At 67.7% G+C, this 25829-nt stretch carries 17 protein-coding genes; 6 read left to right on the forward strand and 11 right to left on the reverse strand.

Annotated elements, in window-relative coordinates; genetic code table 11:
- Positions 1-91: 91 nt before the first annotated feature.
- Both ABDW31_RS02980 and ABDW31_RS02985 read left to right on the forward strand, forming a co-directional pair.
- Positions 92-880 (forward strand): TerC family protein, encoded by a 789-nt coding sequence (locus tag ABDW31_RS02980; RefSeq protein ID WP_184716185.1) that lies wholly within the window; start codon positions 92-94, stop codon positions 878-880.
- Positions 881-886: 6 nt separating this feature from the next.
- Positions 887-2443, forward strand: a complete 1557-nt coding sequence (locus ABDW31_RS02985) for an MDR family MFS transporter (RefSeq protein ID WP_184716183.1) — start codon at positions 887-889, stop codon at positions 2441-2443.
- Here ABDW31_RS02985 and ABDW31_RS02990 read toward each other — a convergent pair.
- On the reverse strand, positions 2440-4599 hold the full coding sequence (locus ABDW31_RS02990) for a primosomal protein N' (protein ID WP_184716181.1): 2160 nt from the start codon (positions 4597-4599) through the stop codon (positions 2440-2442). The genes ABDW31_RS02985 and ABDW31_RS02990 overlap by 4 nt on opposite strands.
- A gap of 124 nt (positions 4600-4723) precedes the next feature.
- On the opposite strand from ABDW31_RS02990, the gene ABDW31_RS02995 reads away from it, so the two are divergent.
- From ABDW31_RS02995 to ABDW31_RS03005, 3 genes are all read left to right on the forward strand, one after another.
- Positions 4724-5404 (forward strand): DUF484 family protein, encoded by a 681-nt coding sequence (locus tag ABDW31_RS02995; protein ID WP_184716179.1) that lies wholly within the window; start codon positions 4724-4726, stop codon positions 5402-5404.
- A complete protein-coding gene (locus ABDW31_RS03000; protein WP_184716177.1) occupies positions 5401-6315 on the forward strand; it encodes a tyrosine recombinase XerC in 915 nt (304 codons plus the stop codon). The genes ABDW31_RS02995 and ABDW31_RS03000 overlap by 4 nt, the downstream gene beginning before the upstream one ends.
- A 137-nt stretch (positions 6316-6452) precedes the next feature.
- On the forward strand, positions 6453-8471 hold the full coding sequence (locus tag ABDW31_RS03005) for a methyl-accepting chemotaxis protein (RefSeq protein WP_184716175.1): 2019 nt from the start codon (positions 6453-6455) through the stop codon (positions 8469-8471).
- A gap of 156 nt (positions 8472-8627) precedes the next feature.
- On the opposite strand, the gene ABDW31_RS03010 is transcribed toward ABDW31_RS03005, so the two are convergent.
- Both ABDW31_RS03010 and lpdA read right to left on the reverse strand, forming a co-directional pair.
- Complete coding sequence (locus ABDW31_RS03010) at positions 8628-9032, reverse strand: hypothetical protein (RefSeq protein WP_184716173.1); 405 nt, start codon at positions 9030-9032, stop codon at positions 8628-8630.
- Positions 9033-9125: 93 nt separating this feature from the next.
- Entirely contained in the window at positions 9126-10526 is a 1401-nt protein-coding gene (lpdA, locus tag ABDW31_RS03015; RefSeq protein ID WP_184716171.1) for a dihydrolipoyl dehydrogenase, read from the reverse strand.
- 250 nt (positions 10527-10776) lie between these two features.
- Between lpdA and ABDW31_RS03020 the strand changes: the two genes are divergently transcribed.
- On the forward strand, positions 10777-11457 hold the full coding sequence (locus tag ABDW31_RS03020; RefSeq protein ID WP_184716169.1) for an AcvB/VirJ family lysyl-phosphatidylglycerol hydrolase: 681 nt from the start codon (positions 10777-10779) through the stop codon (positions 11455-11457).
- On the opposite strand, the gene ABDW31_RS03025 is transcribed toward ABDW31_RS03020, so the two are convergent.
- The 8 genes from ABDW31_RS03025 to ABDW31_RS03060 form a co-directional block, all read right to left on the reverse strand.
- On the reverse strand, positions 11454-11798 hold the full coding sequence (locus tag ABDW31_RS03025; RefSeq protein WP_184716167.1) for a DUF3088 family protein: 345 nt from the start codon (positions 11796-11798) through the stop codon (positions 11454-11456). The two genes, ABDW31_RS03020 and ABDW31_RS03025, sit on opposite strands and share 4 nt — an antisense overlap.
- Positions 11799-11896: 98 nt before the next feature.
- Complete coding sequence (gene odhB / locus ABDW31_RS03030; RefSeq protein WP_184716165.1) at positions 11897-13123, reverse strand: 2-oxoglutarate dehydrogenase complex dihydrolipoyllysine-residue succinyltransferase; 1227 nt, start codon at positions 13121-13123, stop codon at positions 11897-11899.
- Between the two features lie 61 nt (positions 13124-13184).
- Positions 13185-16148, reverse strand: coding sequence for a 2-oxoglutarate dehydrogenase E1 component (locus ABDW31_RS03035; protein WP_184716163.1), 2964 nt, complete (start codon positions 16146-16148; stop codon positions 13185-13187).
- Between the two features lie 174 nt (positions 16149-16322).
- A complete protein-coding gene (gene sucD, locus ABDW31_RS03040; protein ID WP_184716161.1) occupies positions 16323-17207 on the reverse strand; it encodes a succinate--CoA ligase subunit alpha in 885 nt (294 codons plus the stop codon).
- Positions 17208-18407, reverse strand: coding sequence for an ADP-forming succinate--CoA ligase subunit beta (gene sucC, locus ABDW31_RS03045; RefSeq protein ID WP_184716159.1), 1200 nt, complete (start codon positions 18405-18407; stop codon positions 17208-17210). It abuts the gene before it with no gap.
- Between the two features lie 294 nt (positions 18408-18701).
- Positions 18702-22067: a glycosyltransferase gene (locus tag ABDW31_RS03050; RefSeq protein WP_184716157.1), complete on the reverse strand. Its 3366-nt coding sequence runs from the start codon at positions 22065-22067 to the stop codon at positions 18702-18704.
- A 95-nt stretch (positions 22068-22162) separates the two neighbouring features.
- Positions 22163-23476: an MFS transporter gene (locus tag ABDW31_RS03055; RefSeq protein WP_184716155.1), complete on the reverse strand. Its 1314-nt coding sequence runs from the start codon at positions 23474-23476 to the stop codon at positions 22163-22165.
- Between the two features lie 85 nt (positions 23477-23561).
- The gene (locus ABDW31_RS03060; protein ID WP_184716153.1) at positions 23562-25808 is read right to left on the reverse strand and encodes a TonB-dependent receptor; all 2247 of its coding nucleotides are present in this window, start codon (positions 25806-25808) and stop codon (positions 23562-23564) included.
- Positions 25809-25829: the final 21 nt, after the last annotated feature.

Here is a 25829-nt window from a genome sequence, read left to right on the forward strand (position 1 = left end):
CGGTAGAAAGACCGGCGTTGGTCGCCTATCTCGCCCGGAACTCCGGTTGCGGGCTAAGACGGCTCATCCGGACTATCCTTAGAGAGGACCGATGAACGAACTCCTTCAACTGGCCGCAGACCCCGCGGCATGGGCCGCCCTAGTCACTCTCGTGGTGATGGAGGTGGTCTTGGGGATCGACAACCTGGTCTTCATTTCGATCCTCTCGAACAAGCTGCCGCCCGAGCACCGTCAGCGCGTGCGCCGCATCGGCATCTCGCTGGCGCTGATCATGCGCCTCGTCTTGCTGTCGACCATCGCCTTCATCGTCGGCCTGACCGCGCCGGTCTTCGACCTGGGCATCACCGGTCCTGTCGGTTCGCATGGCGAACCGGGCTTCGAAACGGCCTTCTCGTGGCGCGACCTGATCCTGATCGCCGGCGGCGTCTTCCTGATCTGGAAGGCGACCAAGGAGATCCACCACACGGTCGACCCCGGTGTCAGCGATGACGTTCTGGAGAAGGACAAGGCCACGGTCGTCATTTCCAATGTCGGCTCGGCCATCTTCCAGATCATCCTGCTGGACCTGGTGTTCTCGATCGACTCGATCCTGACCGCCGTCGGCATGACCGATCACCTGCCGATCATGATTATCGCCGTGATCATCGCCGTCACCGTGATGCTGCTGGCCGCCGACCCGCTGGCGAACTTCATCAACAGCAACCCGACTGTGGTCATGCTGGCCCTGGGCTTCCTGCTGATGATCGGCACCGTGCTAATCGCAGAGGGCTTCGGCGCCCACGTGCCCAAGGGCTACATCTATACGGCCATGGCCTTCTCGGCCGGCGTCGAGGGCCTGAACATGATGGCCCGCAAGCGCAACGCGAAGAAAACCGACTAAGGCTCCATGGCCCAGACCTTCACCGATGCCGAGCGCCGCCTGACCCTGGCGGCGCTCATGATCGTCTTCCTGCTTAGCGCGCTGGACCAGACAATCGTCTCCACGGCCATGCCGAGGATCATCTCCGAACTGAATGGCCTCAATCTCTATTCTTGGGTGACCACGGCCTATCTGCTCAGCTCGACCGTCATGGTGCCGATCTGGGGCAAGCTAGGCGACATCTTCGGGCGCAAGCCCGTGCTGATCACCGGCATCTCGATCTTTCTCGCGGGCTCCTGGCTGTCGGGTCTATCCGGCGAGTTCGGGACCGTGCTGGGCGTGCCCGGCATGGTGCAGCTGATCGTCTTCCGCGCCCTGCAGGGCATCGGCGGCGGGGCGCTGTTCACTACAGCCTTCGCCATCATTGCCGACCTTTATCCGCCGCGCGAGCGGGGCAAGTTCGCCGGGATCTTCGGCTCGGTGTTCGGCCTGGCCAGCGTGCTGGGCCCCATCATCGGCGGCTATTTCACCGACCACGGCACCGTGCAGATCGGCCCCCACACCGTCGCCGGCTGGCGCTGGGTGTTCTACGTCAACCTGCCGCTGTCCCTGCTCTCGCTGTTCATGGTCATCGTGAAGATGCCCAAGCTGGAACACCGCCGCTCGGGCAAGATCGACTTCTTGGGCGCGGCCCTGCTGATCGCCGCCTTCGTGCCGCTGCTGCTGGCCTTAAGCCTGGCGGGTCACGACTTCGCCTGGGCCTCGCCGCAGAGCCTGGGCCTGTTCGGCCTGGCCATCGGCGCCCTGGTCACCTTCGTGTTCGTGGAGACCAAGGTCTCCAACCCGATCGTGCCGATGCACCTCTTCCGCAATCGGGTGTTCGTCACCGCCAACCTGGCCGGCTTCCTGATCTCCATGGCCTTCATGGGCGTGGTGATGTTCCTGCCGCTTTATCTGCAGCTGGGACGCGGCGTGTCGGCAACCCTGAGCGGCATGGCCATGCTGCCGCTGATGGCCGGCCTGATCACCGGCAGCACCGTGGCCGGCCAGCTCGTCACCAAGACCGGCCAGTACAAGCCCTACATGATCACCGGGGCCAGCGTGCTGCTGATCGCGGTGTTCCTGCTGCACGACCTGTCGAAGATCGGCCACCTGGGCCAGCTGGCCCTCCTTCTGGCCTTCGTCGGCCTGGGGCTGGGTCCGGGGCAGAGCCTCTTCAATATCGCCACCCAGAACGCCGTCGATCCGCGCGACCTGGGCGTGGCCACCAGCTCCAACCAGTTCTTTCGCCAGATCGGCTCAACTGTCGGCGCGGCCCTGGCCGGGGCGCTGCTGACCGCGCGCCTGGCCGGACTGCCGGGCGGGCTGAACCTGGGGGCGCTGGAGGGCATGGCGATCAAGGCCGCCGCGGAAGGCGGCTCTGCCCAGGCCGACCCGGCCCTGCAGGCGGCGCTGATCCACGCCGTCAGCGGCGTGATGGTCGCGGCGGTGTTCGTGGTCGCCGCAGGCCTCGTCGCCATCCTGATGATCCCCGCCCTGCCGCTGAAATCACGCCAGCCCGCAGCGGTGGCTGAGCCGACCTAGAGGAACGAGTACGGGTCGATGTCGATCGTCACCCGCACCGAGTTCGGGACCTTGGCCCGCGCGCGCCAGGCGGCCATGAAGCCCTGCAGGTCGACATTGCGCTCGGCGCGGACCAGGAAACGCTTGCGGCGACGGCCGCGCACCAGGGCCAGCGGGGCGTCGGCGGGGCCGAACACCTCGACGCCCTCGGCATTGGGGATCACGGCAGCCAGGGCCTCGACATAGGCGTCCAGCGCCGCACCATCGGGCCCCGAAGCGATCACCGCCGCCAGACGGCCGAACGGCGGCAGGCCGGCGTCCTGGCGCATGCCCATCTCGGCCTCGATGAAGGCGTCACGGTCTTGGGCGGCCAGGGCCTGCATCACCGCGTGGTCCGGGGAATAGGTCTGCAGCAGCGCGCGGCCGGGCTTCTCGTGACGCCCGGCGCGGCCCGCAGCTTGGGCCAGCAGCTGGAAGGTTCGCTCCCCTGCTCGCAGGTCGCCGCCCCGCAGGCTGAGGTCGGCGTCGACCACGCCCACCAGGGTCAGGTTCGGGAAGTTGTGGCCCTTGGCGGCGGCCTGGGTGGCCACCAGGATGTCGATCTCGCCGGCCGCCATGGTCGCCACCAACGCCTTGGCTGCCTCGGCGTCCATCACCGTGTCGGACGAGAACACCGCCACCCGCGCGTCGGGGAAGATGTGCCGCGCCTCCTCCTCGACTCGCTCGACGCCGGGACCGATCGAGACCAGCGAGTCCTTGGCGCCGCAGTGCGGGCAGGTCTCGGGCTTCTTCATCGAGAAGCCGGTCAGGTGGCAGACCAGGCGGCCGGTGTAGCGATGCTCGACCAACCAGCTGTCGGTGTCTGGCGACTTCATCTTCTCGCCGCAGGCCTTGCACAAAACGAGCGGCGCATAGCCCCGCCGGTTCAGGAACAGCATGGCCTGCTCGCCGCGCTGCAGGGTCACGGCCATGGCCTTGATCAGCGGCGGCGACAGCCAGCGGCCCGGCTCCGGCGGCGTCTGGCGCATGTCGACCAGGCCGATGTCGGGCAGCTGCGCCGCACCATGGCGGGCCGACAGCCGTAGCCAGCGGTATCGGCCGGCCTGGGCGTTGAACAGGCTCTCCAGCGACGGCGTCGCTGAGGCCAGCATCACCGACGCCCCCTCGATCTTGGCGCGGGCCACGGCCAGGTCGCGGGCCTGATAGATGAAGCCCTCTTCCTGCTTGAACGAGCTGTCGTGCTCTTCGTCGACGACGATCAGCCGCAGCTTCTTGAACGGCAGGAACAGGGCCGAGCGGGCGCCGACCACGATGCGGGCGTTGCCGCTGGCCACCGCCTCCCAGACCTGCCGACGACGGGGCGGCGAGACGCCCGAATGCCACTCGGCTGGCCGCGCCCCGAACCGCTGCTCGAAACGAGACAGCACAGCCTGGGTTAGGGCGATCTCGGGCAGCAGGATCAGCACCTGGGCCTGCGGATCCTGCAAGGCGGCCGCGACGCCCTCCAGATAGACCTCGGTCTTCCCCGAACCTGTGACGCCGTCCAGCAGCGCAGCCTGGAAGCCGCCGGTGTCCAGCATCTCCTTCAGCACCTCGACGCAGGCGGCCTGGCCGGGATTCAACTCACGCGGCGGCAGGGACAGGTCCGGCTGCGGCAGGCCGCGATCGGGCTCGACAAAATCGACGGCCAGCACACCCTCGTCGACCAGGCCCTTCACGACCCCGGCCGAGACGCCGGCGGCCGAGGCCAGGGCGCTGTTCGAGAGCTTCACCCCCTCGGCGGCGGCCAGCACCTTCAGCCGGGCCGGCGTGACGCGGGCGGGCTGGGTCCCGGTCAGGACCAGCACCTTGTCGGGCTTGGCCGGCGGATGGCGCAGACCGCGCAGGGCCATGGCCAACGGGAAGCCCGGCAGGTCGACAGAATAGCGCGCCGCCCACTCCACGAAGGCCAGCACGCCGGGCGGCAGCGGCGGATCGTCGACCCGGCCCTGGATGACCTTCAGCGGCCGGTTGCCGCCGGTCCCGTCGCGCAGGGCGGTGACCACGCCGCGGATCACACGCGGCCCCAGCGGCACGGCGACGTGATCGCCGAGCGAAAGGTCCATGCCCTCCGGCTCGGCGTAGTCGAAGGCCTCCGGCAACGGCATCGGCAGCAGGACGGAAGCGATACGGGACATGACGCGATGCTTTTGCCGACAAACCATCCCCAGGTCGAGAGGCGCCACGGTCTAGATCGTCAAGCCGGCGTTAACCGAGTTGCGGCTTCATCAGGCCGTCAGTTTACGAACGGTGGGGCAGACGATGAGCGACGCGACTGGTGCAGCCTTGAAGGCGACCGTCGATCCGGACAGCGTGCGCGATTTCCTGCGCATCGACCCTGGCTTCCTGCTGGGCGACGAGAGTCTGCTGGGCGAACTGGGCCTGAAGGTCGACGGCGGCAACGTCATCGACTTCGGTCCCGCCGCCCTAGCCAAGGCCGCCGCCGCCCACCGCCGCGAGGCCAGCGTCCGCCAGGCCATCGAGGACAACGCCCGCGCCAACTACTCGGCCCAGGCCCAGACCCATGCCGCGGTCATCGACCTGCTGGACGCCCGCAACCATTCGGACCTCGCCCGCCGCGTCGACGATATGGCCATGCTACGCTTTGGCCTGGCTGCCGGCGTCATGGCCCTGGAAGGCCCCAGCCGCGTGCCGGCCGGCTGGCGTCCGCTGGCCGAGGGCCAGGTCGACATGATCCTGGGCGACGCCCCCATCGCTCGCATGGGCTTCTTCGCCCCCGCCCTGCCGCTGTTCGGCGACCGGGCCGAGACCATCCGCAGCATGGCCCTGGTCCGCATGGCCATCTGGGAGCCGCGCCGCGAGGCCCTGATCGCCTTCGCCTCGAAGGATCCGGAGGGCTTCACGCCCGACATGGGCACCGAACTGGTCAACTTCCTAGCCCGCGTCGTCGAGCGCACCGCCGAACGCTGGCCCGTGTTGTGAGCGCTCGCCAGGCCTATGCCGCCTGGCTGGACTACCTGACGCTGGAGCGCCGGGCCTCGCCGCGCACGGTGCGGGCCTATGGCGACAACGTCCTGGCCTATCTGAACTTCCTCGAACGGCACCGGGGCGAAAGCCTCGGCCTCTCCGCGATGGGCGAGATCACCGCCGCCGACCTGCGCAGCTATCTGGCCTTCCGTCGTCAGGGCGAGGACGCCCTGGCCCCGCGCTCGGTGGCCCAGGCCCTGTCGTCGATCCGCGCCTTCCACCGCTATCTCGACCAGCGTCACGGCGTGGCCAACGCCGCCGTCGACCTGGTTCGCGGCCCGCGCCTGAAGGTCGGCCTGCCTCGCCCCGTCTCCGAGGACCAGGCCCGCGACCTGCTGGCCGAGGCCGCCGGCGACACCGAACGCGATCCCTGGGAGACCGCCCGCGACGAGGCCGTGCTGACCCTGCTGTGGGGCTGTGGCCTGCGGATCAGCGAAGCTCTTTCGCTGACCTGGAGCAGCGTCCCCCTCGGCCAGGCTCTGCGCATCACCGGCAAGGGCGGCAAGACCCGGATCGTGCCGGTGCTGGACGCCGTGCGCGAGGCGATGGACGTCTATGTGAACGAGCTGCCGTTCGTCCTGACCGCCGACGAGCCGCTGTTCCGGGCCAAGCGCGGCGGGCCGCTGTCGCCCCGCCACGTCCAGGGCCTGGTGCAGAACCTGCGCGGGCGCCTGGGCCTGTCGGATCGGGTGACGCCGCACGCCTTCCGCCACGCCTTCGCCACCCATCTGCTGGGCGCGGGGGCGGATCTGCGTGCGATCCAGGATCTTCTGGGCCATGCCTCGCTGTCGACCACCCAGCGCTACACCCAGGTCGACGCCGCCGGCCTGCTGGCGGCCTATCAGGCGGCCCACCCCAAGGCCTGAACCGCAGCCCTGCGACAAACTGCCGTTCACCGGTCATTAAGCTGAAGCTTTAACCCTGATTTTACACGGTTGTGCGCCTCTTACTCAAAATGAGCGTGCGTCCCGCGTCGGGCAACGTTCGCCCGCGTGAGGCTCCGATGAAGTTCGACGACCTGAAGATTTCAACCAAGGTGGCCCTGCCGGCCATCGTTCTGACCGTGGTCGCCTTGGTGATCGTCGCCATGGGCGCGATCCAGTCCAAGCGCGTCGAGGCCAGCACCAAGGTTCTCGTCGAGCAACGGGCTCCGGCCGAGCTTGACGCCGCCCGCTTCAACCGCCGGGTGGCCACCATCGGTTACGCGGTCTACCGCACCATGTCCTACGAGGGCAGCTCGCAGCAGAGCCAGTCGGCCAGCGCCGAGCTGGACGCGGCCTACAAGGAAGCCAAGGAACGCCTGGCCGCCATGAAGGCCGCCGATCCCTCGACCGCCAAGACGGTCACCGGCTTCGCCACGCGCCTCGACAAGATCTATGCCGACGCCCGCAACGGCGCCGACATGGGCATGCAGGACATGAACGACGCGGCCAAGATGATGATGATCGGCATCGATCCGGACATCGCCAGCCTGACCAAGGACGTCAACACGTTCATCGAAAAGCACACCGCCGAGACCAACGTGATGGTCGCCAAGGCTTCGAAGGAAGCCGACATGGGCACTATCCTGGCCACGGTGTTCGGCGTGGTGTCGGCCGGTCTGGCCATGATGTTCGCGCTGTGGATCGGCTCTAAGAAGATCGGCGCGCCGCTGAACGCCACCGCCAAGACCATGGAAATCCTGGCCCAAGGCTCGGTGGACGTCGAAGTCCGCGGCGCCGAGCGCAAGGACGAGGTCGGCGCCATGGCCCGCTCGGTCCAGGTGTTCAAGGACAACGCCCTGGCCCTGCGCACCGCCGAAGCCGCCCAGCAGCGCGCCAGCGCCGAGACCGAAGCCGAACGCCGTCGTAACCAGGAACTGGCCGACGCCGCCGCCAAGGAACAGGCCTTCGTCATGGAAGCCATCGCCTCGGGCCTGAACCACCTGGCCGAAGGCGACCTGACCTTCCGCGTCGACGCCCAGTTCCCGCCCGCCTACAAGCGCCTGCAGGACGACTTCAATGGCGCCATCAGCCGCCTGGAAGAGGCGATGGGCACCATCGTCCACGCCGCCAACGGCATCGGCGCCGGTTCGGACGAGATCGCCTCGGCCGCCGACGACCTGTCGCGCCGCAGCGAGCAGCAGGCCGCCAGCCTGGAAGAAACCGCCGCCGCCCTGGACGAGATCACCGCCACGGTGAAGCGCTCGTCGGCCGGCGCCCAGGAAGCCTCGCGCGTGGTCGGCTCGACCCGTTCGGACGCCGAACGCTCCAGCGTCGTGGTCCGCAACGCCGTCGACGCCATGAACCAGATCGAGAAGTCGTCGCAGTCGATCAGCCAGATCATCGGCGTCATTGACGAGATCGCCTTCCAGACCAACCTGCTGGCGCTGAACGCCGGCGTCGAGGCGGCGCGCGCGGGTGAAGCCGGCCGTGGCTTCGCCGTCGTCGCTCAGGAAGTGCGGGCTCTGGCCCAGCGTTCGGCCGACGCCGCCAAGGAGATCAAGACCCTGATCTCGACCTCGTCGCAGCAGGTCAATCAAGGCGTCAGCATGGTCGGCCAGACCGGCGAGGCCCTGCAGGCCATCGTCGTCAAGGTCGGCGAGATCGACGCCCTGGTCTCGGAAATCGCAGCTTCGGGCCAGGAGCAGGCCACCGGCCTCAACCAGGTCAACGCCGCCGTCAACCAGATGGACCAGACCGTCCAGCAGAACGCGGCCATGGTCGAGCAATCGACCGCCGCCAGCCACTCGCTGAAGAGCGAAGCCACGGGCCTGCTGCAGATGATCGGCCGCTTCCGCGTCGGCGGCGCCTCCAGCGCCATCGCCGCCAGCGGTGGCGGTCGCTCGACCTCGCGTCCCTCAGCTCCGCCGCCGGCCCCGCGCGCGGCTCCGGCTCGCCCGGCCGCCGCTCCGGCCGTGGCGCCGGCCACCGCCGCCAGCCGCCCGGGCCTGAACCCGGTCGCCGCAGCCCAGGCCAAGCTGGCCAGCTTCGCCCAGAAGAGCTCGGCTCAGCCGGCCTCGGATGACTGGGAAGAGTTCTAACCCGAGCGCGACAGCCGAAAGTGGACGCCGGTTTCGGCGCCCGTCGCGCGGCAAAAGAGTTTCAGTAAGCGTACCGCCCCGCTGAGCGGCGGGGCGTTTTCTCCCCTCGAAAACACTAGGCCTCGCCTCCTCTAGGGCGAGGCCTTTTTCGTGGGCTCAGCGCTCGATCGGACCTTGTGCGATCGTCACGGCCACCGGGCAGCCGTCCACGAGGCGGGCCACCGCCCGTTCGCCGCGCGCCTTGGGCATTTTCGACAAGGGCTGGCCCTGCAGCATTTCGGCATTGGCGATCAGTTCCGGGCCCTCCCCTCGGCAGTTCGCCATCTGCGGATTGACCACGAAGTCCTTCGGCCCGGCCCTCTTGAAGGTCCGCGAGGGCGTGAACCGCGAGCGCATCTGCGGCGGGGCGGGCAGACGGGGCATGGCCTTGCGCGGGGCTATGGTCAGCTCCCCCACGGACTGGGCCCGGCTAGCGGGCCGTTCGCCGATCACATAGCCCTTCAGAGCCATCTCAGGCGTGGCCTGCAGAGCGGCGGCGGCGAGTAGCGCAGATAGAAGCATGGCGGGGCTCCGTTCCCGAAACCCCGCCACTCTACGTCCGATTGACCGAACGTGGATATTAAATTTTGGGCAGGCTGGGCCCGCCCCAGACGCTTAGGCCTGCATCGTCCAGCCTTCGACGCCCATGGCCGCCTGACGGATGGCTTCCGAACGGGTGGGGTGTGGGTGGCAGGTGCGGGCGATGTCTTCCGACGCGCCGCCGAACTCCATGGCCACACAGACCTCGGCGATCATGTCGCCGACGTTCGGACCCACGGCGTGGGCGCCCAGGATGCGGTCGGTCTTGGCGTCGGCCAGAACCTTCACGAAGCCATCGCCCTCGTGGTTGATCTTGGCGCGGCTGTTGGCCAGGAACGGGAACTTGCCGACCTTGTAGGCGATGCCCGCCGCCTTCAGGTCTTCCTCGGTCTTACCGACCGTGGCGACTTCCGGCTTGGTGTAGATCACGCCCGGGATGATGTCGTAGTTCATGTGGCCGGCCTTGCCCGCGATCAGCTCGATGCAGGCCACGGCCTCGTCCTCGGCCTTGTGGGCCAGCATCGGACCCGAGGTCACATCGCCGATCACCCAGATGCCATCGACGCCGGTCTTGTAGTGGTCGTTGGCGATGACGCCGCGCTTGTCGGGCGTGATGCCGACCGATTCCAGGCCCAGGCCTTGGGTGAACGGACGACGGCCGATGGCGACCAGCACGTAGTCGGCTTCGATCGTCTGAGCCGCGCCGCCGGCGACCGGCTCATGCGTCAGCTTCACGCCCTTGGCGCCGGCTTCCGCGCCGGTGACCTTGGCGCCCAGCTGGAACTTGAAGCCTTGCTTGGTCAGGATCTTCTGGAAGGCGGTGGCCACTTCGCCGTCAGTGCCCGGCAGGATGCGGTCCAGATACTCGACCACGGTCACTTCGGCGCCCAAGCGCTTCCAGACCGAGCCCAGCTCCAGGCCGATGACGCCGGCGCCGACCACGACCAGGCTCTTCGGAACTTCCGGCAGCGACAGGGCGCCGGTCGAGTCGATGATGCGCTTGTTGTCGATCGTCACGCCCGGCAGCGGGGTCGGCTCCGAGCCGGTGGCGATGACAATGTTCTTGGTCTCGAGGGTCTTTTCCGAACCGTCGTCGGCCTTGACCACGACCTTACCGGCGCCGTCGATGCGGCCCCAGCCCTTCACGTACTCGACCTTGTTCTTCTTCATCAGGAACTCGACGCCCTTGGTCAGGGCTTCGACGCTCTCGGCCTTCTGGGCCATCATCTGGTCGAGGTTCAGCTTCGGCTTCACCTCGATGCCCAGCTTGGCGAACTCGCCACCGGCGGCGGCTTCGTAGTATTCCGAGGCGTGCAGCAGAGCCTTCGAGGGCATGCAGCCGACGTTCAGGCAGGTGCCGCCCAGCTTGCCGCGGCCTTCGACGATCGCGGTCTTCAGACCCAGCTGGCCGGCGCGGATAGCCGCGTTGTAGCCACCGGGACCACCACCGATGATGACGACGTCGTACTGAGCCATGGATCTACCGCCTAGAGGACGCGCCGAAAGCGGCGCCGGACAAAATATGGGGCCTCGCCGGCCAAATTGTCAGACCTCTGGAGGCCCGAGTTCCTTAGAGGCAACAGCGCGAAAACGGAACCCTTTTCCACGGCCGCGGCCTTGAAAATCAAGGAGATCAGGCTGGTTGGACTGTCCGGGCGCGCGAGCGTGACAATAGGACGCGCATCCTTGCCTGGAGAGCGCCGCATCTCGGTGACGTCATGGCTTCATGAGCCTGCACAAGCCCCTCATCGCCGCCGTCGCCGCCCTTCTGCTCACCGCAGGCGCGGCCGCCCCCGCGCCGGCCGGGGCCGAAGCGCCGTTCGCCGCCCGGATGGCCGGCGACACCCTGGCGGTGCTCTATTCGGGTGACGGCGGCTGGCGGGCGCTGGACCAGAACGTGGCCCGCCACCTGGCCGACAACGGCGTGCCGACGGTCGGAATCGACTCGCTGAACTACTTCCATGTCCGCCGCACGCCCCAGGCCGCCGCCGCCGATCTGGCCACCGCCCTGCGCCGCTACGAGCAGCAATGGGGTCGCTCGAAGATCGTGCTGATCGGCTATTCGTTCGGGGCCGACGCCCTGCCGGCGATCATTCCCTACCTGCCGGCCGACCTGCGCGGCCATGTCGAGCGACTGGTGCTGATCGGGACCGGCCCGATGGGCGACCTGCAGTTCCATCCGGTCAGCTGGCTGGACATCGCCGCCGCCGACGCCTTCCCCGTCGCCCCGGCGATCGCGGCGCTGAAGAACCTGAAGATCACCTGCGTCTACGGCGACAGGGAAAAGCACGACATCTGCCCCACCCTGCCCGACGCCGAGGTCGCCAAGGTGCGCCTGCCCGGCGATCACCATTTCGACCGCGACTACGCGGCCCTGGGCGCGGCGGTGCTGAACGCCAGCCGCTAGAGCGGCGCGGCCAGCTCGAAGCGCTGCGCCAGCCAGCGCGTGATCGGGCGGGCGTCAGACAGGAAGCTGAGGCCATTAGCGGACTGGATCTCGCCGTGCGGGCCGGCGTCCGGCGCGGCCTCGCCCAGGATCAGGGTCGGGGCGTTCTGGTGATCCTCGCCCAGGCGCTCGACCAGGATCGCGCGCGGACGGGCGTAGTCGACATAGACGATGTCCAGCGCCTGCCGCAGATGCGGATAGGTCGCCAGATAGCCTTCCATCATCGCGCAGTCGGGGCAGAAGCGGATCTGGCCTTCCTTCTCGAAGAAGGGGTTCAGCAGGTAGAGCGTGTCCTTGGCCATCGCGCGCGTCCTTCCGGAAAAGCAAACGGCCCCGGCGATGAGACCGGGGCCGGATACGAAGAAGCCCGCCGGTGAGGGCGGGCTTCTCGCTAAGTCTCTTAGAGGTCCAGCAGCAGGCGCTGCGGGTCTTCCAGGGCTTCCTTGACCTTGACCAGGAAGGTCACGGCGCCGGCGCCGTCGACGACGCGGTGGTCGTACGACAGGGCCAGGTACATCATCGGGCGGATCTCGATCTTGCCGTTGACGACCATGGCGCGTTCCTTGATCGCGTGCATGCCCAGGATGCCCGACTGCGGCGCGTTCAGGATCGGGGTCGACATCAGCGAACCGTAGATGCCGCCGTTGGTGATCGTGAAGGTGCCGCCCTGCATGTCCTCGATGGCCAGGCCGCCGGTGCGGGCCTTCTTGCCGAGGTCGCCGATGGTCTTTTCGATCTCGGCCAGGTTCAGGGTGTCGGCGTCACGCACGACCGGAACCACCAGGCCCTTGTCGGTGCCGACGGCGACGCCGATGTCGTAGTGGTTCTTGTAGATGACGTCCTGGCCGTCGATCTCGGCGTTGACGTCCGGGATGGCCTTCAGCGCGGCCACGACGGCCTTGGTGAAGAACGACATGAAGCCCAGCTTCACGCCGTGGCGCTTCTCGAACACGTCCTTGTACTGGGCGCGCAGCGCCATCACCGCGGTCATGTCGACCTCGTTGAAGGTCGTCAGCATCGCGGCGGTGTTCTGGGCTTCCTTCAGGCGACGGGCGATCGTCTGACGCAGGCGCGTCATCTTCACGCGCTCTTCGCGCTCATGCAGGGCGCGCGGGGCCGACGGGGCGGCGGCCGGGGCCGGAGCGGCGGCGCGGGCTTCCAGAGCGGCCAGGGCGTCGCCCTTGGTCACGCGGCCGTCCTTGCCGGTGCCCACGACCTTCGACAGGTCGAGGTTGTTCTCGGCGGCGACGCGAGCCGGGGCCGGGCTGACCGGAGCGGCCGAAGGCGCGGCGGCGGCGGCCGGGGCCGGAGCAGCAGCGGCGGGAGCCGGCGCGGCCTTCGGGGCTTCAGCAGCCTTCGGCGCGGCGGCAGCCGGAGCAGCCGAGGCGCTCGCGCCTTCGCTCACGACGCCCAGGACGGTGCCCGGAACGACCGTCGCGCCCTCTTCGGCGCCGATGGCCGAGAGCACGCCGTCGGCGGGCGAGGCCACTTCCAGCGAAACCTTGTCGGTTTCCAGCTCGATCAGGATCTCGTCCTTCTTCACCGCCTCGCCAACCTTCTTGGTCCAGCGGGCGACCGTCGCTTCGGTGACGGATTCGCCGAGGGCGGGGGTCATGATGTCGGCCATGGGGCTTTCCAGGTCTTTCTTGTTCGGTCCGGCGGGTTTCAGGTCTGAATGAGGAGCTCGCTTACGCGAACGCCTCGTTCAGGAAGGTCTCGAGTTCTTTCAGGTGGCGGCTCATCAGGCCCGCGGCCGTCGAGGCCGAGGCCGGGCGACCCACGTAACGAGCGCGCTTGGCCTTGATGTCCAGCTTGTCCAGCGTCAGCTCCATCCACGGATCGACGAAGGTCCAGCCGCCCATGTTCTTCGGCTCTTCCTGGCACCAGACCAGGTCGGCGTTCTTGAAGCGGCTCAGCACGTTCATCAGCGACTTCATCGGCCACGGATAGAACTGCTCCAGACGCAGCAGATAGACGTCGTCGCGGCCGGTCTTGGCGCGCTGGTCGACCAGGTCGAAGTAGACCTTGCCCGAGCAGACGATGACGCGCTTGATCTGATCATCGCTCTTGAGCGTGATGCCGCCCACGTCGCAACCAGCCTCGGCGCCGTCCACCATCACGCGGTGGAAGGTCGAGCCTTCGGCGAAATCGGCCAGGTTCGAGACGGCGCGCTTGTGGCGCAGCAGGCTCTTGGGGGCCATCACGATCAGCGGCTTGCGGAACTCGCGGTGCATCTGGCGACGCAGGGCATGGAAGTAGTTCGCCGGCGTCGTGCAGTTGACGACCTGCATGTTGTCTTCTGCGCACGACTGCAGGAAGCGCTCGAGGCGCGCCGAGCTGTGCTCGGGGCCCTGGCCTTCATAGCCGTGCGGCAGCAGCATCACGAGGCCCGACATGCGCAGCCACTTGCGTTCGCCCGAGCTGATGAACTGGTCGATGACCACCTGGGCGCCGTTCACGAAGTCGCCGAACTGGCCTTCCCACAGGGTCAGGGTGTTCGGGTCGGCTAGCGAGAAGCCGTATTCGAAGCCCAGCACCGCCTCTTCCGACAGGGCCGAGTCGATGACTTCGTAGTTGGCCTGGCCCGGACGGATGTTGTTGAGCATCGTGTAGTGCTCTTCGGTCGCCTGATCGATGACGTCCGAGTGGCGCTGGGTGAACGTGCCGCGCACCGAGTCCTGACCCGACAGGCGAACCGGGATGCCTTCGTCCAGCAGGGTGGCGAAGGCCAGGTGTTCGGCCGCGCCCCAGTCGATGCCTTCGCCCTTGGCGAACGCATCGCGACGGTTCTCGATCGCGCGGCGCACGGTCTTGTGGGCGTTGATCCGTTCCGGGATCGTGGTGATCTGGCGACCCAGTTCCTGCAGGCGGGTCAGCGGGAAGGCCGTCTTGCCGCGGCGATCCTCGTCGCCCGGCAGGGTCAGGCCGGCCCACTTGCCGTCCAGCCAGTCGGCCTTGTTGGCCTTGTAGCTCTTGCCGGCGTCGAATTCCTTGTCGAGGAAGCTCTCGAACTCGGTGACCCAGGCGTCGCTCTCGGCCTGGGTGATCAAGCCTTCGCCGATCAGGCGCGCAGCGTACAGTTCACGGGTCGGCGGGTGACCCTTGATCTTGGCGTACATCAGCGGCGACGTCATGGTCGGATCGTCGCCTTCGTTGTGACCGAAGCGGCGATAGCAGACCATGTCGATGACCACGTCCTTGCCGAACATCTGGCGATATTCGGTGGCGACCTTGGCCGCGAAGACCACGGCTTCGGGGTCGTCGCCGTTCACGTGGAAGATCGGGGCTTCGACCATCAGCGCCATGTCGCTGGGGTACGGCGACGAGCGCGAGTAACGCGGGCTGGTCGTGAAGCCGATCTGGTTGTTGACGATGAAGTGGATGGTGCCGCCCGTGCGGTAGCCCTTCAGGCCCGACAGGGTGAAGCACTCGGCCACCACGCCCTGGCCGGCGAACGCGGCGTCGCCGTGCAGCAGCAGCGGCAGCACGTGGCCACGGCCGGCGTCCGGCGTCTCGCGCAGGGTGAAGGCCTGCTTGGCGCGGGCCTTGCCGATCACGACCGGGTTGACGATTTCCAGGTGCGACGGGTTGGCGGTCAGCGACAGGTGGACCTTGTTGTCGTCGAACTCACGGTCCGACGAGGCGCCCATGTGATACTTCACGTCGCCCGAACCCTCGACGTCCGAGGGGACCGACGAGCCGCCTTGGAACTCGTGGAAGATGACATGGTAGGGCTTGCCCATCACGGCGGCCAGCACGTTCAGGCGACCGCGGTGCGGCATGCCCAGGACGATGTCCTTCACGCCCAGAGCGCCGCCGCGCTTGATGATCTGCTCCATGGCCGGGACCATGGATTCACCGCCGTCCAGGCCGAAGCGCTTGGTGCCGGGGAAACGCTTGTGCAGGAACTTCTCGAAACCTTCGGTCTCGATCAGCTTCTTCAGGATGGCGACCTTGCCCTCCTTGGAGAACACGATCTCCTTGTCGCGACCCTCGATGCGCTCCTGCAGCCAGGCCTTCTCGGCCGGGTCGGAGATGTGCATGTACTGGACGCCGACATTGCCGCAGTAGGTGCGGCGCAGGATCTCGAGCATCTCGCGGATGGTCGAGGTCTCCATGCCCATGACGAAGTCGAGGAAGATCGGACGGTCGTAGTCGGCCTCGGCGAAGCCGTAGGTCGCCGGATCCAGTTCGCTGGCGTCCTTGGCCGGGTCCAGACCCAGCGGGTCCAGGTTGGCGGCCAGGTGACCGCGCATCCGGTAGGCCCGGATCATCATGATGGCGCGCAGGCTGTCCAGCGTGGCGGCGCGGACGGCTTCGGCGGAAGCGCCGGGGGCCTTGCCCTCGACGGCCTTGGCGATCTTGGCTTCGACGGCGGGGGCGACGCTGGCCCACTGGCCGTCCAGGGCCGACAGCCAGTCGGGACGCGCGGCGGCGACCTTCTTGGGCGTCCAGGCCGGGTCTTGCGCGGCGCGCTTAACCTGGTCGGTCTGCTCTTGCAGGGTGGAGAAGAAGGCGTTCCACGAGGGATCGACCGATCCGGGGCTCTCCGCCCACTGGGCGTAGAGGTCTTCCACGAAGGCCGCATTGGCTCCGTAAAGGAAGCTGGTCTCGGTCAAGACCTGGTTGAGGATGCCTGCGTCGTCCGCCATTGTTGTTCGCCTTAGATCCGCTTGCTTACGGGAGCGCTACCGCAAGCCCGTAAATATAGTCTCTCAATCGCCCGGGCGCCCGTCGATCGGCGGGGCCCAGGTGATTTTTTCGGATCGTCGACTGGCGGTCGCAAAAAACCTGGGCCCCGCGCGGGGCGGGGTTCGGTGTTCTAGTTAGCCTTTAAGGACTTCCAGCAGGGTCTCGCCCAGCTTGGCCGGCGACGGCGAGACGCGGATGCCCGCCTCTTCCATCGCCGCGATCTTGTCCTCGGCGCCGCCCTTGCCGCCCGACACGATGGCGCCGGCGTGGCCCATGTGACGACCGGGAGGAGCCGTACGGCCGGCAATGAAGCCGACCATGGGCTTCTTGCGACCGCGCTTGGCTTCGTCCTTCAGGAACTGGGCCGCTTCTTCTTCGGCCGAGCCGCCGATTTCACCGATCATGACGATCGACTTGGTGGCTTCGTCGGCCAGGAACAGTTCCAGGACGTCGATGAACTCGGTGCCCTTGACCGGGTCGCCGCCGATACCGACAGCCGTGGTCTGGCCGAGGCCAGCGTTGGTCGTCTGGAACACGGCTTCATAGGTCAGGGTGCCCGAGCGCGACACGACGCCGACCGAGCCTTCCGAGAAGATCGAACCCGGCATGATGCCGATCTTGCACTGGTTCGGCGTCAGGACGCCGGGGCAGTTCGGACCGATCAGGCGCGAGCGCGAGCCGGCCAGAGCCTTCTTCACCTTGACCATGTCCAGCACAGGGATGCCTTCGGTGATGCAGATGATCAGCGGAATCTCGGCTTCGATGGCTTCCAGGATCGAGTCGGCCGCGAAGGGCGGCGGGACGTAGATCACCGAGGCGTCGGCGCCGGTGCGATCCTTGGCTTCGGCGACGGTGTTGAACACCGGCAGGCCGATGTGGGTCTGGCCGCCCTTACCGGGGGTGACGCCACCGACCATCTGCGTGCCGTACGCGATGGCTTGCTCGGTGTGGAACGTGCCTTGAGCGCCGGTGATGCCCTGGCAGATGACCTTGGTTTGCGAACCGATCAGAACCGACATTTAGCGGGCGCCCTTCACAGCAGCGACGATCTTCTCGGCGCCGTCAGACAGATCGTTGGCGGCGATGACGTTCAGGCCGCTTTCCGAGATGATTTTCTTGCCGAGTTCGACGTTGGTGCCTTCCAGACGGACGACCAGCGGAACTTGGAGACCGACTTCCTTCACAGCGGCGATGACGCCTTCCGCGATGATGTCGCAGCGCATGATGCCGCCGAAGATGTTGACCAGGATGCCCTTCACAGCCGGATCGGCGGTGATGATCTTGAAGGCCGCGGTGACCTTCTCCTTCGACGCGCCGCCGCCGACATCCAGGAAGTTGGCCGGCTCGGCGCCGTACAGCTTGATGATGTCCATGGTGGCCATGGCCAGGCCAGCGCCGTTGACCATGCAGCCGATTTCGCCGTCGAGGGCGATATAGGCCAGGTCGTACTTCGAGGCTTCGATTTCCTTGGGGTCTTCTTCGCTCTCGTCGCGCAGCGCCTTGATGTCCGGGTGACGGAACAGCGAGTTGCCGTCGAACGACAGCTTGGCGTCCAGGACGCGCAGGTGGTCATCCGCGGTCACGATCAGCGGGTTGATCTCCAGCATAGCCATGTCCTTGGCCATGAACGCCGTATACAGCTGGTTCAGCAGCGAGGCGGCTTCCTTGGCCAGACCACCGGTCAGGCCCAGGGCGTTGGCCAGGGCGCGGGTGTGGGTCGGCCACACGCCGGTCGCCGGGTCGATGGTGAAGGTGTGGATCTTCTCGGGCGTCGAATGAGCGACGTCCTCGATGTCCATGCCGCCTTCGGTCGAAGCGACCACCGAGACCTTGCTCGTGGCGCGGTCAACCAGCAGCGACAGGTAGAATTCCTTGGCGATCGCGGCGCCTTCCTCGATGTAGAGGCGGTTCACCTGCTTGCCCTTGGGGCCCGTCTGGTGGGTCACCAGCACGCGGCCGAGCATTTCCTCGGCGTTGGTGCGGACTTCCTCGACCGACTTGACGACGCGGACGCCGCCCTTGGCGTCGGGGCCCAGGCCCTCGAACTTGCCCTTGCCACGGCCACCGGCGTGGATCTGGCTCTTCACGACGAAGACCGGCGTGCCGAGCTTCTCGGCAGCTTCCGCGGCTTCGGCGGGCGTGAAGGCGGCGAAGCCGCGCGGCACGGGGGCGCCGAACTCGGCGAGTACAGCTTTGGCTTGATGTTCGTGAATGTTCATGAGGGCCCGGTCTCGACGACGGCTTTCTGAAATGTGGCCGGGTTATAGGAGCGCTGTTTGTCAGGCGCAACCGCACGAAGGCGATAAGGTGAGGCCTTGCGGGCTTCTTCTGACCGAAAGGACATTCCCCGCGCCCGCCTGCACGCTCTGGGCACAAGCATGCGCTGGGCGCGCCCACTGTTACCGGTCACAAAGCTCACCTTCAACAGCCTTAAAAAATGGGCTGGATCAGCCGCTCTTGGCGCCCCGAAAGCGGCTGACGGGCCAGATTTGCTGATACCTAACGTCGACGCCTCAGGCCTCGGGCGTGACCGAGACCGTCGCGCGTCGCTCCAGCTTGCCCCAGCCGACCCGGCCGCCGCGGATCGCCGCAACCACCGATTTGACGACGACATAGTACATCAGCTGGCGATAGCCGAACCGCTGCACGGGCAGGAACGGCAGGTCCGCCCACGGCGCGCGCTTCTCCAGCGCCATGCCCAGCGCGCCGGCCGACAGGTCCACAGCGATGAAGATCGCCCAGTAGGCCAGGCCCAGCAGCATGTCGTCGGGCCGCCACTCCACCGGGTGGGCGACCGCGCCATAGAGGCCGCTGATCAGGCTCCAGACCACCGCCAGGTCGACCAGCGGCGCCGCCACCGCCAACAGGATCTGGAACAGCCAGATTTGCGGCAGAGCCACGAAGCCCAGCACCGGCGTCTTGGCGCCAAACATCGCCCGTCGGTGCTTCCACACGCATTGCAGGGTGCCGAACGACCAGCGGAAGCGCTGCTTGAGCAGGCCGCCCACGGTGTCGGGGGCCTCGGTATAGGCGCGGGCCTCGGGATCGAAGGCCACCTTCCACCCGGCGCGCTGGCAGGCGATGGTCAGGTCCTGGTCCTCGGCCAGGGTGTCGGACGGATAGCCGCCCAGGGCGTCCAGCACGCTCTTGCGCCAGGCTCCGACCGCGCCCGGCACCACCGTCACCGCGCCCAGGGCCGACAGGGCGCGGCGCTCCAGGTTCTGGGCCGTGACATATTCCAGCGCCTGCCAGCGGGTGACGATGTTCAGGCGGTTGCCGACGATGGCGTTGCCGGCGACAGCCCCGATGTCCGGATCCTGGAACCAGCGGGCCAGGCGGCCGATGGTCTCGGGCGGGAACAGGGTGTCGGCGTCCAGGGCCACCACGTACTCGCCCCTCGCCACAGCCAGGCCCTTGTTCACGGCCCGCGCCTTGCCGCCGTTCTCGAAGCTCAGCAGCGTCACGCGCGGATCGTTCGCGAAGTGGTCCCTCACCTCCTGGGCCGTGCGGTCCTTGGAGCCGTCGTCCAGGACCAGGACCTCCAGGTTCTTCCAGTCGCTCTCCAGGATCCGTGCGATCGAGGCGGCGATCACCTTCTCCTCGTTGAAGCAGGGGATCAGCACGCTGACCAGCGGACCGTCGGCCCCATCCAGATCGGCCGGCTCCTCGTGCGTCCAGAAGCGGTGGACCAGGGCCAGGCTGGCCAGGAACACCAGTCGCGCCACGCCGAGGAAGATCGCCGTGATGAACAGGAAGGTCATCGCCGCCTGCGTCCAACGGAAGAAGTCGAAGCCCAGGCGATCCAGCGCCAGGTCCAGACCGTTGCGCGAAGTCGGCGGCATCACCTGCTGCGGGGTCATGCCGGCTAGCTCGCCGACCGTGACCAGGCGATAGCCGCGGGCCCGGATCTGGTCGATCAGTCCCGGCAAAGCCGCGATCGTGTGGCTACGGTCGCCGCCGGCGTCGTGCAGCAGCACCACCTGCCCCGGCCGGTCGCCGGGATTGTCCAGGCGGTCCAGGGTGCGGTCGATGATCTGCTGCGGGGTCGGCTTCTGCCAGTCGTCGGGATCGATGCGCAGGCCCACGGTCATGTAGCCCAGGGTCTGGGCGATCACGAGCGGGGCGACCTCACGCGGGGTCGAGGGCTCGGCGTCACCGAAGAACGGCGGCCGGAACAGGCGCATCGAGCGGCCGGTCAGCACCTCGAACAGGCGCTGGGTGGCGTTCAGCTCGACCTGCACCTGGGGCAGCGGCGTCTCGCCGATATTGGGGTGGGTCCAGCTGTGACCGCCGACATCGTGGCCCTCACGGACCTCGCGCATCACCAGTTCGGGATGCTTCTGCATGTTCTGGCCGATGACGAAGAAGGTCGCCGGCGCCTGCTTGGCCTTCAGGATGTCCAGGATCCTGGGCGTCCAGCGCGGGTCGGGACCGTCGTCGAAGGTCAGGGCCACGACGCCCTTCTTCTGACCGTAGCGGTCGATGACATAGCCGCTGGGGAGGATGTCATAGGTCTCGCCCGAGACCAGGCCGGTGTCGGGATCGAACTCCAGGCTGCGCTTGCCGGGCGTGGGCAGCTGGGCCACGCGCAGCACCTCGCCGCCGCCGTCGAAATCGACGCCCTGCCCGTTAGCCAGGGTCGTCAGCCCCGCCGCTGAGGCCTGACCGTAGGGCTTGCCCATCAGCGACCAGACGCCCGGATCCTCCATGCCCATCCGCCACAGGGCGTAGCCGCGCGGCTTCCAGGCGTCGGTGACCTTGACCTGGTTGAACAGGGTGACCGCATCGAGGAACCAGACGACGTGCTCGTCGCCGTTGTCGTCCTTGTAGGCATAGGTCGGGTTGAGGACGTCGTCGTCCATGCGGATCTTGGCGCCGGCGTCCTGGGCGTTGCGCATAGCCTCGTGGAAGGTGGTCGCCCCCCCCGAAGCGCGAGAGCCTTCCTTGTTCAGCGTCCAGTCGTAGCCGTACGTCCCCAAGGCCATGATCGTGCGGGCCGGGTCGAGAGTGGAGAACCGCTTCTCCAGCTCGGCTTCGTACCAGTCCTGGCCGGCGTTGGGGCCGGGGTCGCCCAGGGCGTAGTGCTGGTCATAGGCCATCAGCAGCAGGGTGTCGGAGGCCTGCTGCAGGCGCCGAAGCGGCCAGCTGACATCGTCGAACGGGGCGGTGACCCAGACCTCCCGGCCGACGGGCTTGAGGGCCGCCCGCGCCTCGTCCAGGAACTGCGGATAGGCCGCCAGGCCCTTGGCCGACAGCGCCTCGAAGTCGAAGACATAGCCGCCGTAGCCCTTGCGCTGGGCGAGGGTCGACAGGTTGTCGATCAGCTTGCGGCGGGCCAGTGGGTCGGCCAACAGGGCGTCGGCCAGCGGTCCGTCGAAGGCGGCGTTGGCCGAGTTGTGGACCAGCGGCAGCACGGCCGGATGGTTCGGGGCGGCGGCGATCCGGGCCGCGCCCTGCGGGTCGTCGACCAGGCTGAGATCGCCCTTGCTGCCTTCGATCGCCACCCACTGGGGCGAGACCACATCCAGCTTGTCGATGTTGCGGCGCAGGGACTCGCGGCTGTCCTCGTCCCACGAGACATAGAAGCCGACCGACAGCGGGCGCACCGCCGTCCCGTTGGGGGCCGCCTTGGGACGGGGCACGCGGCGCCAGGCCTCGGTCGCCTTGACCTTCTTGCGCGGCGTCTCCTGGTGCAGCGCCGTCAGGACCCGCGGATCGCGCAGCGGCGCGTCGGGCAGGCGCGGGGCGAAGGCCAGGGTGGCCACGAAGCCGGCCACCAGGGCGGCGATGGTCGAGGCCAGGATCCCCAGGATCAGCTTGGCCCGCCGCTCGCGCTGACCCGACGGGTCGTGGAAGATGGGACGGTCTTCAGGGCTCATGGCGGCGCTCGCGATTTGAGCCCGGCTTGATCCCCGATCATGACCGAACGGTGGCGTTTGTCAGCGCCCCGTCGCGACGTCTCGCCGCAGCCCGCCTACTCTACCCAATCCCGGTCCAGACGGCGCGAGGCCAGGAAGAACAGCAGCGCCGCCAGCAGGTAGAAACCCAGGCCGGTGTAGATCGACCAGCGCAGCGACTCCTCGCCGAAGGTCGGGCGCAGCAGGTCCGAGACGGCGCCGAAATAGTAGATGCCGACGGCGATCCCCAAGAGGTTGTTGATCAGCAGGAACAGGGCCGAGGCCGTGGTCCGCATCGGGGCCGGGGCCAGGTGCTGGACGGCGGCGGTGATGGGCCCGAGCCAGGCCAGGTTCAGGCCCGTGGGAATGAGGAAGATCAGGAAGGCCACCGTCAGCGACGCTCCACCGCCCAGGCCGCCGACCAGCGATCCGCTGTTCATGGCCAGCAGGAAGCACGGCACCGAAATCAGGAAGGCCACCGCCGGGGTCAGCGGATAGCCGGCCTTGGACTTGGCGCCCAGGCGGTCGGCGACCGCGCCGCCCATCCAGATGCCGACGATGCCGCCCAGGAAGGCAATGCCCGAATAGTACCAGGCGGTCTGGCCCAGGGTCAGGCCCAGGCTGCGCATGAAGAACGACGGCAGCCAGGCTGCGACCCCATAGCCGCAAACCGACGACGAGGCCGCGCCCAGCGACAGCAGCCAGAAGCTGGGCTTGGCCGCCAGCAGGCGGAAGACCTGGCCGACCGGCGCGGCCGGGGCCGGCGCGACCGGCGGCGCATCGGGCGCGCGGTCGGCGCCGCCGCGCGGCGGATCGCGCACGACTAGGCGGAAGATCGGGGCCAGCAGCACGCCCAAGAGGCCCACGACGATGAAGGCCGTGCGCCAGCCGTAGTTCACGGCCAGCAGACCGCCGACCAGGGTGCCGGCCGCCGTGCCCAGCGGAATGCCGAAGGCGTAGGCCGCCAGGGCCCGGGCGCGCTGGTGCTTGGGGAAGTAGTCGGCGATCAGCGAATAGGCCGGGGCCACGCCGCCCGCCTCGCCGATGCCCACACCCATGCGGGCCAGGAACAGCTGGCCAAAGCTGCCGACCATGCCGCACATGGCGGTGAAGCCGCTCCACAGGGTCAGGGCAGCGGTCATGATCCAGACGCGGCTGAAGCGGTCGGCCAGCCAGGCGATCGGAATGGCCAGGGTCGTGTAGAGCAGCGCGAAGGCCAGACCGCCCATCAGGCCGAACTGGGCGTCGGTGAGCTGGAACTCATCCTTGATCGGCTTGGCCAGGATGCCCAGGATCTGCCGGTCCAGGAAGTTGAAGGTGTAGGCTAGGATCAGCATGGCCAGCACCACGTAGCGGTAGCCGCCGCTCGTCTGTTTCGCGTTGTCGCTCATCACCTGCCCCCTTACGCCACAGCCTACATAAAGAAAGGGCGGGACTTGTTGCAGCAAGTCCCGCCCAGTTTCATCGCCTAGATGATTAGAACGCCACCTCGATCGAGCCGGCCACCGTGCGCGGCGGGCCGTAGAAGCCGATCACCGAGTTGTTGTAGGTCGCGCCGGCGAAGTTGTAGCCGCCCGTGCGATAGCGCTCGTTGGTCAGGTTCTTGCCGGTCAGGGCCAGCTTGTAGCGGCCGCCCGGCGCGGTCCAGATCGCCGTCAGGTCAACCAGGGTGAAGGCCTTCTGGTCCAGGGCCGGCAGGGGCTGCTCGAACTGCTGGTACTTGTCGCGATAGCTGACCATCGGGGTGATCGCCAGGTTGCCGCCAGCCAGGTCGCCGCGCCAGGTCAGGCTGACATTGCCCGTCCATTGCGGCGTGTTCTGGAAGCCGTACAGGTCGGCGACGTTGATCACCTGACCGGTCGCCAGCGTCGTCGACGGGTTCAGTGGGTTGGGCGCGCCGGCCGGCACGAAGCGGTTGAAGCTGTCGTACTTGGCGTGGATGTAGCCGAGGGCCACGTTGCCCGACAGGTTCGGGGTCAGCTTGGCGTTGGCTTCGAACTCGGCGCCGTACAGGGTCGAGGCGCCGGCGTTGTCGACCGAGCTGGCGATGCCCGAGGGCACCACGACCTGGGTCGTGACCTGCTGGTCGGTGTACTTCGACAGGAACACCGCCGACGAGAACGAGACCCGGCGCTCGAGCATGTAGCCCTTCAGACCGGCTTCGTAGGTCTTGACGATCTCGGGGCGATAGCCGTCGACGGTCTGCGGGGTGATGAAGGCGTCGCCGCGCATGTCCCAGCCACCCGACTTGAAGCCCTTCGAGAACGAGGCGTAGGTGGTCAGGTCGTCGGTCAGGTCGTACGAGGCCGAGATGCGCGGGGTGAACTGCGAGAAGGTCCGCTCGGCGCTGTAGTTGGTGCGCGTCTGCAGGATCGGACGCTGGGCGCCGCCCTGATACGGCGACGGCGTCGCGCCCAGATAGAACAGGCGGAAGACGTTCGAGCGCTTGGCGTCGCGCGTGGCGCGGGCGCCCAGCGAGACCTTGAAGCGATCGGTCAGGTTGGCGCTGAAGTCGAAGAACGCCGCGAAGCTCTGGGTGCTGACCTTGCCGCCGTCGGCGATCGAGACGCCGAGGTTGCCGGCGATGGTGTCGAACTCGCCCGAGGCCTGGCTGTTCATGTAGTACAGGCCAAAGACGCCCTGGACGTTCTCGTCCGAATAGACCGCCTGCAGTTCCTGCGAGAACGAGCGGTCGTCATAGGTGGCCGGCACGTCCAGGGTCGGCAGCGGGGTGCCGTCGAAGTCGATCAGGGTCTGGGTGTGACCCTTGCGGTCGGCGGTGATCGACTTGAAGGTCAGGTTCTCGGTCGCGTTCCACTCGGCCGTCAGCGACAGGCCTTCGGTCTCGACGTGGTTCTTGTCGCCCAAGCCAGCGCGCGTGTCGTAGACGCTGTCGAGACGCGGGAAGTTGCCCGCCGTCGGCAGGGTCTCGCGGAAGCCGTGACGCGGATTGCTATCGTCCTCGACCCGGTCATAGGCCAGGCGGAAGAACAGGCTGTCGGTCGGCTTGTACTCGGCGCTCAGGCGGAGGGCCTGGACGTCCTTGTCGTAGTGCTCGGCGCCCGTGGTCAGGTTCTTGCCGTAGCCGTCGCGCTTGTAGAGCGCATAGGCGCCGCCGATCGACAGGCCCGTCTCGGCGATCGGGGTCTGGGCCGAGACCAGCAGGTCGGTCTGGTTATAGCTGCCATAGGTCGCGCGGACCTTGGCGCCGGCGTCGTCGCCCAGGCGCTTGGTCACATACTTGATGGCGCCGCCGATGGTGTTGCGGCCGTACAGCGTGCCTTGCGGGCCGCGCAGCACTTCGATGCGCTCGATGTCGAACACATCCAGCACCGCCCCCTGCGGGCGGTAGATGTAGACGTCGTCGACATACAGGCCCACGCCCGGCTCGTAGCCCCACAGCGGATCCTGCTGGCCCACGCCGCGGATGTAGCTGATCAGGGTCGAGTTCGAACCACGCGCCGTCTGGACGGTGATGTTCGGAGTGGTCTGCGACAGGCTGGTGATGTCCGTCGCGCCCTGCTGTTCCAGCTTCTCGGCCGAGAAGGCGGTGACGGCGACCGGCACGTCCTTGAGGCTTTCCTCGCGACGGCGGGCGGTGACGACGACTTCGTCGACCGACAGGCCGTCCGCAGCAGCCGGAGCCTCCTGCGCCCAAGCGCAGCCGGCGATCGCGCTCCATGCCGCGCCGGCCAGCAGCGCGCCTTTCCACATAGACGTCATGGGGTGCTCCCCTCCCTGGTT

The sequence above is a fragment of the Caulobacter sp. genome (genome assembly GCF_039596335.1).
Classification (GTDB): Bacteria; Pseudomonadota; Alphaproteobacteria; order Caulobacterales; family Caulobacteraceae; genus Caulobacter.